Here is a 12,556-nt window from a genome sequence, read left to right as displayed (position 1 = left end):
ACATTTTCACAAACCTAACTGCATGTTCCCTTATACTCCTAATAGTAAACCTTATTTTATGTAAAAAAGCAACTGCTTCGGGGGTGTCCCTTGTAAATTTTAAAAGCGAAGGGAAAACCCTTCGCCCTGACTGTATCCGTGGGGACTTGAACAGCGTCCGCCCTACTGCCCTTATGGAGAAAGGGAAGAGAACCTTGGGATTCTCTCTATGTATCGTATGATGCCCGTTGCTTTCTGACACGGGTGATGACCCATTTATTTCTACAAGGCTATACGCACATGCCATATCGTATTTTTTTTCATAAGATTAGGTAGGGCATTTACGATGTGCAGGAGGGCCGATGACTATTGAAATCATCCACTTTTATCAATTGGCTGGAAGCAGCAGCCATGCAGGACACCGAAAACGCCGACTGTAAGCATATCATCCGATTCTCAAGCCGTCGTGATTATTGTACGTGTATCCGGGAGCTCAACGCTGCCACCAAAAACTCCGTTCCCTTACCTGATATTCAACCGCTCGCTATCATTAATGCCATTTCCTGTACATTGAACACAACAACCAAACCGCCGTCCATCCCTTATATAAAATCCATCGAAACCGATAGGATCATGAGTGTTCATGCCATTAAGGTCGTCAATGCGGTGCAGCCATCGAGCGGTACAGCGCACAGCCATGCGCCAAGCGTCCCTTGGGGAGTTAAACATATTCGCGCGCCTCAAACATGGAGCAAATCGAAGGGAGATCGTATTCGGGTAGGGGTGATTGATACCGGGGCCGATTATTCGCATCCTGATTTACGCCATTGCCTTTCGTATGGAGTCAATCTGGTCAATCGACATTTACTGCCAAATGACGACAACGGACACGGCACCCATATCGCTGGTACGATCGCCGCCGCTTCAAGCCGCCAGCAAGGCATTGTTGGTGTAGCGCCGCAAGCTATCATTCATCCAGTCAAAGCTTTTGATCACCAAGGGAGTGCCTTTGTGTCTGACATTATTGGTGGTATCGATTGGTGTGTCAGAAATCAAATTCATATTATTAATATGAGCTTTGGAATGAAAACCTACAGCAAGGCTTTGGAGCTCGCCGTTCTACACGCTTTCCGATCCGGTGTTATCGTGGTCGCCTCCTCGGGCAATGAGGGCAAGCAAAAAATTATCGATTATCCAGCCCGCCTGCGGCAGGTGATTGCTGTCGGAGCCTCGACCCGCCGTGGTAAAATAGCACCTTTCAGCAACGTCAGCAAAACCATCGACATTTACGCACCAGGCGAAAAAATATACTCCACCTGGTTAAAAGGCAAATATCACGAGCTCAGTGGTACCTCGATGGCAACCTCCCATGTGTCCGGTGTCGTTGCGCTCATGCTTTCCCGAAAACCCGGATTGAATCCTACTCAGATCAAGTCGATAGTAAAAAGACATGCCCGCCTGTTGATAAAGCCCGGCATGAGTATTCGGGAAGTCCATGCGCTCAGAGCCGTTAACGCCGTGATAAAACCAAAAACGGCTGTGAAATAACTCTATGCCTTGGCACTTACAATCAGCCGCAGCCGATAGGCCCCGGCTCTTTCTCCCATAACAAATAGTTCATAACTCCAATCCACAGTACCCAGCCCATGTTCCAATTGTACGTTTAACTGTTGGGTATCTGCTTCCAACTCCAGCTTGCCGTGCGGCGCGTCGTAATAACCCTTGAGCCGCTGCCCGGCAACAAAGGTTTGCTCTGAGCGCACATTGCCCTGCCGAATAATTCGGACAAGCCCTGTTTCCAGCTTGATTAATGTCGACGTCCCCGCCATCTCGGGATCTGCTTCCTTATATCGCAGATAGTAATGATTCCCCTTTGGATACAGATCGCCCTCCACGTTATGGCGGGTGACAGGATCATCATCTATGCGACTTTCTATCTGTATGTTCACTTGTATGGATTGACTCATCATGTCCTCCTAAATCATAACCGCAGCAACTGCATGTTTGTACATCCTAGTCTAGCGAACGAAAGCAAATTATTCAAACTTAAGATGATAACAGCAAGTTAAAAGTCCGGTGAATATGACCCACTGCGCGGCCAAATATCCTTCCGATCGCTGTTGTTTCCCTATTTTTATGATTTTATAAAACATTTAGTGGTAAAAAGTATGGAAACAAAGGCGAACGCTATCGCTTCTCCAGGACCGTTTGGCCGCTTCGCTTTTTATTCACCAAATATTTAACACCTCTGAGAAAGTATCTCTCCGGTAGCTGTTAAATTCTTAGTAAGTAGTTCGCTGTCCCCTCAAAACCAGCGAGTCCCGTAGGGACGATGCGACTCCCATTCCACCACAGTCTCTCCATCCGCCTCACACCTCCAGTAAAGCGTGTCCCGTAGGGACGAAAGCGAGTCAAACCCTCCACACTCACTCCATCCTCCCTCACACCAACAGTTAAGCGTGTCCCGTAGGGACGAAAGCGAGCCAGCACCACTAAACCCTGCACACGGCTATGGGAGTCCAGAGGGCAGCGCCCTTTGGGGCCCTCCCTATAGGGAGGGTTTGGGAGGGTGTTGGCATTACTGTTATTTTATTGTTACCATAAGAATATGCTTAAGGAATTGAGGACACGGCAGATGACGATGAATATATTTGGCGTTATGACCGAGATGGAGATGCGGCTGCCTGTGTATGTAACGGGAGCAGGCGGCTGGCACAATCAAAATATGATGAAGCGGGAGCACGGTTTCCCGGACTATCAATGGATTCAAACCTTGAACGGTACCGGGCAATTAAAGGTCGACGGGAAAATTCACACGGTGCACAGAGGACAAGGAATGCTCTTATTCCCTGGCGTCATGCATGAATATGAACCCATCACACCACCATGGACGGTGCGCTGGGTTACCTTTAATGGAGCCTGCATGACCAGTCTGTTGGACTCCATGCGGGTACAGGCTTCTACAGTGCTGTATTTACCCAATCCCGATGTAACGCTCGCTGTCATGCATTCGATCCTATCCATCTTGCAATCACAGAATCCGCTGCGCAGCGCAGAATGCTCTGCCCTCGCTTATGAATTGCTGCTCGATTTGTTCCTGCATGCCTCATCTTCAGAGGTTCGCTCCAAGCAGCAGCACATGGAGCAGTTGGCACCTGTGTTTGCTCTCATAGAAGAAAGCTTCGATCAGCCCATCACCATGCAGCAAATAGCCGATAAGCTTGGAGTCACTCCCCAGCATACGTGTCTGTTATTTCAACAAACGATGGGCATAAGACCGATTGCTTATCTCACTCGTTATCGGCTGAGTAAAGCCAAGGAACTACTGCTGCAGCCGCTGGAGCTGGAGGTTCGCGAGGTTGCCCGTCAAGTCGGCTACGAGGACTGCAGTTACTTTATTAAGCTGTTCAAGCGCCAGGAAGGGATCACGCCAAGCGCCTTCCGCAGCATTCATCGGCTGTTATAGATACAGAATCGATAACAGCCGGTTTGAAAACACGAGCAATCGGGTGTCCCACCGAGAGAAGTCGCAGTACTTATAAGCCAACCCCAACCAAACAGTAAGCTTAGGAATAACGCACTTCTAAAATGAACGGATGAATGCTGATATGAACCGGAGAGCTTTTATGAAAAAATGCTTATTTATGCTGGCGGGTCTCATTCTAACACCATCTGCAGGATATACGTATGCCCGATTTGCGGAGCCCCGTTGGCTCTATACAAAGGAGATAACTATACAGTTGAAGAGGCTGCCCTCTGCTTTTGATGGCATGCGCGTGGTCCAATTCAGTGATGTCCACCTTGGCTTTCACTACACGGTTGAGCAGTTGAATGAATTGGTAGATCATATCCAGTCACTCCAGCCGGACCTGATCTGCTTTACAGGCGATTTGTTTGATTATACGGTTGGCAGCGATGCTGCTCCTGCTGTACAAGTACTCTCTCGTTTGAAGGCACCTCTTGGTAAAGGCGCAGTGCTTGGCAACCATGATTACTATGGCAAGGAGACCGAAAAGATAAAGCGCATACTGCTGGACAGCGGCTTCGCTCTGCTGATGAATCAGTCTGTTCCCCTAAAACGCGAAAAGTCAACGATCTGGTTAAGTGGTGTCGATGATATGTGGGATGGTAAGCCTGATCTACCAAAAGCACTTCACGATGTACCGAGTGATGCGTTTACGCTGCTGCTTTCGCACTGTCCTGATTTTGCAGATATAGCTCTGAAGCATTCGATCGATTTACAGCTTTCCGGTCACAGTCACGGCGGGCAGGTTCGTCTGCCTTTCTACGGACACTTGTTTACCCCTGCCTATGGCTCCAAATATCCAGATGGCTATTACTCACTTGGCGATGGCAAGCTGCAGGTGTACACGAACCGAGGAATTGGCGTATCCGTGCTGCCAATCCGTTTCTTCTGCCGACCAGAGCTAAGCATATTTACACTCCGAAGCGGTTAAATCCGATCCCTACTGTGTATACCGTGTCTATTGTCGAATACATAAGTCCCTCTGAGATCGAATCCCACCCTATACAGCAAACAGCCTGCTCCGCACTAGGGCGAAGCAGGCTGTTTGCTGTATGCTTCCAAACTAAACGTCTGGACATGTTTGAATCAAGTAAAGCTACTTCACAAGCCCTAGCAAAATTTCACGGATCAGCTTGGCAGCCACAATCTGGGTTTGCTCTGTCGGATCGTAAGCGGGAGCTACCTCAACGACATCAGCACCAACTACATTCAGGTTGGCAGCAGCCATGGCATGGATCGCAGCCAGCAGTTCCTTGGAGGTGATGCCGCCAGCTTCGGCTGTACCTGTGCCTGGCGCGCAGGATGGGTCAAGCACATCAATATCGATAGTTAAATAAATCGGACGACCAGCCAGCTCCGGAAGCACCTTTTTCAATGGCTCAAGCACTTCAAACGGGTGAAAATTAATATGTTCACGCGCATATTGGAATTCTTCACGTGAGCCGGAACGGATACCGAACTGATAAATGTTGCGGCCCCCGATCAAACCTGCTGCTTTACGAAGCGGCGTGGAATGGGATAATGGCTCCCCCTCATACTGCTCACGCAGGTCAGCATGGGCATCAAAATGAACGATTGCCAGATCGGGATACTTGGCATACATTTCACGGAACACAGGCCATGACACCAAGTGCTCGCCACCCAGACCGAGCGGGAATTTATTATCCTTCAGCAAGCCTCGCACGTAATCACCAATAATTTCCAAGCTCCGCGCTGCATTGCCAAAGGGAAGCAGCAAATCGCCCGCATCGAAATACGTCATTTCATCAAGACTTTTGTCCAAATAAGGACTATACTCTTCCAATCCAATCGAAACTTCGCGAATCCGTGTCGGTCCGAAACGGGAACCAGGACGAAAACTGACGGTGTAGTCCATTGGCATACCATAAATAACAGCACGGGAAGATTCATAGTTATCGGAACTTAATATAAATACATTGCCGGAATAGGCTTGGTCCAAACGCATGCTTCACACTTCCTTCATTAAAATAAGCAGTTTCGCCGATTGTGAGGAAGCAGGTTGCCCCAGCAGCAATCGGCTAAATAGGCTTGCATATACCCGCCTGGGTATATGCCGACAGATTCAAAACCGATATTTCAGTTCAAATGTCTTACTTACACAGATCTTCAACAAATTTCGGCAATGCAAAAGCCGCTTTGTGCAGTCGAGGGCTATAATATTTAGTATCGATATCAGGAATTTGAGTTTCGTCAACCTGCAGGGGATCATACTTTTTGCTGCCCATTGTGAAAGTCCACAAACCGCTTGGGTAAGTAGGAATGTTTGCACAATAAACGCGGACAATCGGGAAAATTTCTTTCACATCGCGATTTACACTCTGAATCAGATCGGCTTTAAACCATGGGTTATCTGTTTGTGCAACAAAGATTCCGTCTTCCTTCAAAGACTCATAAATTCCTTGATAAAAGCCTTTGCTGAACAGTTCAACCGCTGGTCCTACCGGCTCGGTCGAATCGACCATGATCACGTCGTATGTATTTTTGTGATCGTGGATATGCATGTAGCCATCGTTAACAATGACTTCTACGCGAGGATTGTCCAGCTCACCGGCAATTTCCGGCAAATACTGCTTGGAATATTCGATAACCTTGCCATCGATATCGACAAGAACCGCTTTTTCCACGCCTGGGTGCTTCATCACTTCACGAACAACACCACCGTCGCCGCCGCCTACAATCAGCACCTGCTTTGGATTCGGATGCGTGTATAGCGCAGGATGCGCCACCATTTCATGATAAACAAACTCGTCTCTAACGGTCGTCATGACCATACCATCCAATACGAGCATACGACCAAATTCTACTGTATCAATGATAGCAAGATCTTGAAAATCGGTTTTCTCCGTTACAAGCGTCTCGCGAATTTTCGCGGTAATCCCATACTGCTCCGTTTGTTTCTCTGTGTACCATAATTCCATGTTCATCTCACCTTTCTTGTTTACGAATCTCAAGCCGATATAGCCCCAAAATCCGGGTCGATTGGCTTCGTCAGCCAATAGCTATGCGTCAAGTTGTATTATAGTGTATCTACTCGAAAATGCAACCTTAAACGGCCCAAAGGCGCCGTGTTCAAAATAAATTAACATTATAACGGTTTCCGATGATTAGCAGTTTACGATTTTTTCCATACTGGTGTTATAGGCACTCCGAATCGCAAATAACCGAAAGGATGGATGACCGTGTCTCAAGAGCCCAGTAACCGCCCCTCCCGTGCCGAGCAGCAAAGCTCCGACAGTAAAACAGGTCTCCACGGCTTTCGGCGCTTCAAAATGGTCTGCTCGTTAACATTCTCGACTGTCTTGATCTGTGCAGCTGTACTCTTTGTAGCACTCTTATACATGCGCTCCCAAGCGCTTCCTGTATCGAAAATGGCGCCTGCGACCGAAATCTATGATATTCACGGGCAAGTCCTGGATACGTTGAATGGTGGTAAGAACAGCCAAAGCGTTACCCTCCAGGAAATATCCCCCTATCTGATCCAGGCGACACTGGCTATCGAGGACCGGAACTTTTATCATCATGTTGGCTTTGATTTGAAAGGAATCGCACGCGCTGCGGTCGTTAATATACAGCATATGTCCAAGGTTCAGGGCGCCGGTACGATTACACAGCAGTTGGCACGTAATCTGTACTTGTCGCACGAACGTACATGGACCCGGAAGCTCAAGGAAACGTATTATGCCGTGCAGATGGAGCTGCAAATGAGCAAGGATGAAATTTTGGACGAGTATTTGAATCAAATCTATTATGGGCATTCCACCTATGGCATTCAGGCTGCGGCCAAGCTGTTTTTTGGTAAGGATGCGGCTGATTTAACATTAGCGGAAAGCGCCATGCTGGCTGGTATTCCCAAAGGTCCACGTTATTTTTCACCTTACTATGATCTGAAGAGCGCGATGGAACGGCAGCAAACGGTACTCCAGACCATGGCAACAGCAGGCATGATCACGCAGCAGGAGGCCGATGATGCCGGCAAGGTCAAGCTGAATATTCTAACGCTTGAGCCGCGTAAACCAGCGATTGCCGGTTATTTCCGAGATTATGTGCGAAGTCTGGCTACCGAGCAGTATGGCATTACGGAGGAGCAATTTGATGAAGGCGGACTTCGGGTGTACACCACGCTGGACAGTTCGGCTCAACAGATCGCCGAGGAGGTCGTCGCCGCTCAAATGGAGCCGTATGGGGACATGCAGGCAGCGCTGATCGCTATCGATCCACGTAATGGTTACGTACGCGCGATGGTTGGAGGGCGAAGCTATGCGGACAACCAGTTTAACCGCGTGTTCGCTACTACACGTCAGCCCGGCTCAGCATTCAAGCCGATCGTGTATGTGACCGCAATGCAGCAAAAGCAATTCACTCCGCTTACTCGCTTCAAAAGCGAGCCGACTACCTTCACCTACGATAATGGCAGACAGAGCTATACGCCCAATAATTTTGGCAGCGTCTATTACAACTGGATTGATCTGCGGCAGGCAATTGCCAAATCAGATAATATATTTGCCGTACATTCGATTATCGAAACAGGAGCAGAAAATGTAATCGCGACGGCACGCAAAATGGGCATCACCAGTCCGATGAAGCCGCTGCCTTCATTAGCACTCGGAACCTTCCCCGTCAGTCCGTTCGAGATGGCTTCGGCTTTTGCCATCTTCGCCAATGGCGGTGTACGTGTTGAACCGACAGCGGTGTTGAAAATTGAGAACCGCAGCGGGAGGGTACTCTATGAAGCCCAGCCCAAACGAGAGCAGGTTATCGAGCCTCCGTATACGTATGTCATGACCCAATTGATGGAAAGTGTGTTCGAGCAAGGGGGTACTGGCAACCGGGTATCAACCGTGATCAAACGGCCCGTAGCTGGTAAAACCGGCACAACCAACACCGATGCCTGGCTGGTCGGGTATACACCTGAGCTCTCTACGGCCGTCTGGGTCGGTTATGACAAGGATCGTAATATCAGTACGTTGGAGTCTCATGTCGCGGCGCCGATTTTTGCTGAATTCACCGAGCGGTCGTTAGAATCGGTTCCGCCGAAGCTGTTTCCGGTCCCGGATGGTGTGGTGACTGTCAATATTGATCCCGTGAGTGGCAAGCTTGCCAACGAGGACTGCCCCAAGTCGCGACCTGAGGCTTTTGTCCAGGGTACAGAACCTACTACGTATTGCACAGAGCAGCCTGCGAAAAAGGACGGCATTGCCCCTGCTAAACCGAAGGGTAGATCATGGTGGGAAGATCTGAAGCGTTGGTGGAACGACTAACCGAATGATCTGCCAAAAATCCGGTCAGCTCTTCACTGAATTTGTCCGGCTCATCGAACAGCATGGCGTGTCCACTTTCTTCGAAAACGACCAGTCTGGAATTGGCAATACCGCGATTCGTCAGCTTGGCCAGCTCGAAGGAACAAATCTGATCCTTCTCTCCGTGAAAGATAGCGGTAGGTACCCTGATGCTTGCCAGATCGCCGCGTAAATCTTCGTCACGCAGCGATTCCAGCGCCCGCAGGGTACCTTGTGCCGAAGCACCTACAGCATGCTGGTGGAGCCAATCCTCAAAGCTCGCACTGCCACCTTTGTCAGTAAATATTTTACTGAAATCCGTTACCATCTGCGGACGGTCTGCAAGTGTAGCGAGCATCAACTTTTCAATCTGCTCTTCAGGAGCTCCAAACGGGAAGTTGTTGCGTTGGATAAACGAGGGTGCCGCGGCGCCCATCAGCAGCAGCTTGGCAATACCCTGGCCCTCATGGCGGGACATGTATCGTATCGCAACCGCACCACCCAATGAAAATCCGGCCAGAACCACGTTGTCCAGCTTAAGCTCATCGATAACCACACGGATATCATCAGCCAGCTGATTATAGGAATAGCCTTCCCACGGGCTGTCAGATCGGCCGAAGCCGCGCAGATCGATCCCGATACAACGATAACCCTGACGTGGCAGCTGCATAAATTGGTATTCAAACATGGTGTGATCTAAAGGCCAGCCGTGAATAAACAACACAGGGGTCCCTTCACCGATATCCTCTACATATATCTTAACCTTGTCATTAACCTGAATATATTGTCCCATTCTCTGTACCTCCGGTCATTAGGATTGGCACGGTATGCTGATATGCGGCATACCTGCTTATATTTCTTACCCTAATGGCTTCCCATTTCAAACGATGCATCAAAATTGTTTAACAATCGATGGCTTGTATTCCCAGCCCTACTCGCTTATTCTGAAGGTAAAGGCGGCCGCAACGCCGTCCATTACCAACTCAAAAGAGGAGTGTGTACGCGTATGGGTCTGCAGGGTGAATGGGTACAGTATGGTGATCATCAGCAATATTCGGGTTATCTGGTGCTTCCTGAAGGTCCGGCACCGCTTGCGAAGCCTGCGGTCCTGGTTATTCAGGAAATATGGGGTGTCGACCCCCATATCCAGGATTTAACGAGCCGGTTCGCGCAGGCCGGCTTTATCGCATTTGCGCCAGACCTGTTTCACCAGGCCGGCGGCAAACCGCCCCAGCTGCAGGAGCAGCGTATCGAGGACGCGAAGCGGTTTCTCGATACGCTGCCCCCGGCAGCATGGCGTGACCCACAAGCGCGAGATGCGGCGCTTCACGCTCTGCCCGAGGCGCAAGGTCAAGCCATCGGCGAGACGCTGGAGCTGATCTTCGCGGCCGGTACGAAGGCGGCCGCTTATGTGGCTGTGCTCGAGGCCAGCGCAGGCTTTCTGCGCGAGTACGAGAGTGGGTCGCGGCGGCGTCCAGTCGCCGCAGTGGGTTATTGCCTGGGCGGGATGTTATCCGCCCAGTTGGCCACGCGCGACGCCGAGCTGCGCGGCGCGGTCGTGTTCTACGGCAACCTGCCGCAGGCGGAGCAGGTTGCACAGCTGGACTGCCCTGTGCTTGGTTTCTTCGGTGAATTGGATACTCGTATCACCGACCAGGTTCCGGCCTTTGCTGAAGCGATGAAACAGCAGGGCAAGGCATTTGATTATCGGATCTATGAAGGCGCTCCGCATGCATTTGCCAATGACACACGCGCCTCTTACCGAGCCGAGCCGGCTCAGGACTCGTTTGCCAAGACATTGACCTTTATGCGGGAGCATCTCACCACTCTTGAATAAAATGATAACAGCCAAGCGTCTCCCTACCACCTGAGTGGCTTTGAGGCTGCTTGGCTGTTATGATTATCAAGGTATCATAGAATCTATAGACTGTGAACATACAAATATGAGATATGAGATAGGAGTCATTTGAACAATGAATCTAGCATCTGTTCAGCAAATCACACAGCGGTTTGATACAGCTGGAATTACCTATGCAACAGGCGGAAGCGGTTTGTTATACGCTCTGGGACTTACGGAACGAGTCAGAGACTGGGACTTAACCACGGAGGCTCCCTATGAAGCTGTCGCTCAAGCCTTAGGGGACATCGACTTTATCAGCTTGCCGAGCGGTGATTATCCGTTTGCCAGCAGCTACCGTCTGTCTGTAGAGGATAACGATCTACCTGTCGATATCATAGGCCGCTATGCCATTCACAGTGAATCAGGAATATGTCAGCTGCCGACTTGGGTAGCAAGCACCTGGCAGAGCCTCAACATGGGAAGCCCCGAGATCTGGGCAACCGCCTATACCTTGATGAAACGCGATTCTAAAGCCGAGCTGCTATTCAGCTATATAACTGAAAAAGGTGCGAATCGCGAAATCGTGCACAGCCTGCTGGATGAACCGCTACCGTCTACTCTCCGCAGCCGCCTGCAATCATTGCTCTAACTATTACAGGTTCCCTGAAGCTCCCTGGGAGTGTGCGGCTGTTGATTTATTTTGCGACCATACCGCAGCACCAGCCGAACAAAGCAGCAGCAGACCCGTCACCCAAAATACACTGTGTATCGAGAAGATGCCGCTTATATATCCCCCTACGAGCGGCCCCAGCATGCCTCCCAGCATACTTGCCGTCTGATTAAGCCCAAACGCCCGCCCACGAAAGTCTGCAGGTGTTGTACGGATAACCAGTCCATTCAATGCCGGGAACACAGCACAGAAAAAGGCCCCATACACAAAGCGAATAATCGAGAAGCCCCAAATTCCATGAAACAGAACTTGCGCCAGATTGCCTAATCCACCGGCGATCAGACCAATAATCAACACTTTATGGAAACCCACTTTGTCTGCCAGCTTGCCCCATCGCGAAGCAAACAGGATACCGGCAATACCCACCAGCGAGAAAACAATTCCCGCCATTAGCGATGCATTTTTCACAGACCCGCCGATCTGTACGATGTACAATGGCAGCACAGGTTCAATCGTCATTATGGAAAACTGGGTAATCAGCGTTATGCCAAGCAAGGTCAGGAACGGTCGGTTCTGTACAGCCATGCGCATGGACCCGGTTATCGAGCTGCGCTCCTTGCTTCGCACCACCTTTTCTTCCTTTACCCAAAGCAATACCAGCAAGGCGCTCATCAGCACCAGTACACCAGCACTTGCAAAGGCTACGCGGCTATCAAACAAATTCGCAATGACACCCCCTAGCAGAGGTCCAATAATACCTCCTGTGGCCGTAGAGGTGGATATCGTGGCCATCGCATAGCCTACCTTATCTTCCGGCGTGTTCGTCCCGATCAGAGCAATCGCACCCGGTATAAACCCGCTGAGCAGTCCCTGCAAAATACGAAGTCCCAGTAATTCATAAGGGTTCGTTACCAACGAAGTCAGCAAATAAATCACACAAAGCACAATACCAGCACGTACAATCATCGGCTTACGTCCGTACTTGTCGCCCATCGCCCCCCAGAAGGGTGAAGCAATAGCACCTGCCAAAAAAGCAGAACTGAATATGAGCCCAGACCACATTTCAATATGATCTTGAACACCGATATGAAGCAGGAACAGAGGCAAGAAAGGAATCACCATTGAAAAACTGGCCGATGTAATAAAGCACCCGACCCACAGAAGCCATAAATTCCGTTTCCACATTTCCACTTGCATTCACTCCTTAATGCCCGATCTTATGAAGTCTAGCCCATCGAAGGATA

11 protein-coding genes are annotated in these 12,556 nt (G+C 49.9%); 6 read left to right on the top strand and 5 right to left on the bottom strand.

Translation table 11 applies throughout. The features are described from left to right. Positions 1-348 precede the first annotated feature (348 nt). Positions 349-1,527, top strand: coding sequence for a S8 family peptidase (locus OB236_RS33990; RefSeq protein WP_262688018.1), 1,179 nt, complete (start codon positions 349-351; stop codon positions 1,525-1,527). Between the two features lie 2 nt (positions 1,528-1,529). On the opposite strand, the gene OB236_RS33985 is transcribed toward OB236_RS33990, so the two are convergent. Further along, the gene (locus tag OB236_RS33985) at positions 1,530-1,946 is read right to left on the bottom strand and encodes a DUF1934 domain-containing protein (RefSeq protein ID WP_262688017.1); all 417 of its coding nucleotides are present in this window, start codon (positions 1,944-1,946) and stop codon (positions 1,530-1,532) included. Positions 1,947-2,548: 602 nt separating this feature from the next. Here OB236_RS33985 and OB236_RS33980 point away from each other — a divergent pair. Beyond that, on the top strand, positions 2,549-3,445 hold the full coding sequence (locus OB236_RS33980; RefSeq protein ID WP_262688016.1) for an AraC family transcriptional regulator: 897 nt from the start codon (positions 2,549-2,551) through the stop codon (positions 3,443-3,445). Positions 3,446-3,605: 160 nt separating this feature from the next. Beyond that, the gene (locus OB236_RS33975) at positions 3,606-4,436 is read left to right on the top strand and encodes a metallophosphoesterase (protein ID WP_262688015.1); all 831 of its coding nucleotides are present in this window, start codon (positions 3,606-3,608) and stop codon (positions 4,434-4,436) included. 165 nt (positions 4,437-4,601) lie between these two features. Here OB236_RS33975 and speB read toward each other — a convergent pair whose 3' ends face one another. Both speB and speE read right to left on the bottom strand, forming a co-directional pair. Beyond that, positions 4,602-5,471: an agmatinase gene (gene speB, locus OB236_RS33970; RefSeq protein WP_262688014.1), complete on the bottom strand. Its 870-nt coding sequence runs from the start codon at positions 5,469-5,471 to the stop codon at positions 4,602-4,604. A gap of 145 nt (positions 5,472-5,616) precedes the next feature. Next, positions 5,617-6,444, bottom strand: a complete 828-nt coding sequence (gene speE / locus OB236_RS33965; protein ID WP_076237209.1) for a polyamine aminopropyltransferase — start codon at positions 6,442-6,444, stop codon at positions 5,617-5,619. A gap of 255 nt (positions 6,445-6,699) precedes the next feature. Between speE and OB236_RS33960 the strand changes: the two genes are divergently transcribed. Next, entirely contained in the window at positions 6,700-8,784 is a 2,085-nt protein-coding gene (locus OB236_RS33960; protein WP_076237207.1) for a transglycosylase domain-containing protein, read from the top strand. On the opposite strand, the gene OB236_RS33955 is transcribed toward OB236_RS33960, so the two are convergent. Beyond that, on the bottom strand, positions 8,729-9,595 hold the full coding sequence (locus tag OB236_RS33955; RefSeq protein ID WP_262688012.1) for an alpha/beta fold hydrolase: 867 nt from the start codon (positions 9,593-9,595) through the stop codon (positions 8,729-8,731). The two genes, OB236_RS33960 and OB236_RS33955, sit on opposite strands and share 56 nt — an antisense overlap. Positions 9,596-9,808: 213 nt before the next feature. On the opposite strand from OB236_RS33955, the gene OB236_RS33950 reads away from it, so the two are divergent. Together OB236_RS33950 and OB236_RS33945 are read left to right on the top strand one after the other, a co-directional pair. After that, positions 9,809-10,639, top strand: a complete 831-nt coding sequence (locus tag OB236_RS33950) for a dienelactone hydrolase family protein (protein ID WP_262688010.1) — start codon at positions 9,809-9,811, stop codon at positions 10,637-10,639. Positions 10,640-10,775: 136 nt separating this feature from the next. Beyond that, positions 10,776-11,291 carry a hypothetical protein gene (locus tag OB236_RS33945; protein WP_262688009.1) on the top strand — a complete coding sequence of 172 codons (516 nt, stop codon included), beginning with the start codon at positions 10,776-10,778 and terminating at the stop codon, positions 11,289-11,291. 3 nt (positions 11,292-11,294) lie between these two features. Here OB236_RS33945 and OB236_RS33940 read toward each other — a convergent pair whose 3' ends face one another. Continuing rightward, complete coding sequence (locus tag OB236_RS33940) at positions 11,295-12,503, bottom strand: MFS transporter (RefSeq protein WP_262688008.1); 1,209 nt, start codon at positions 12,501-12,503, stop codon at positions 11,295-11,297. Positions 12,504-12,556: the final 53 nt, after the last annotated feature.

The sequence above is a fragment of the Paenibacillus baimaensis genome (genome assembly GCF_025567575.1).
The sequence above is the reverse complement of the archived record's forward strand: the minus strand, read 5'-3'. Positions and strand labels throughout refer to the sequence as shown.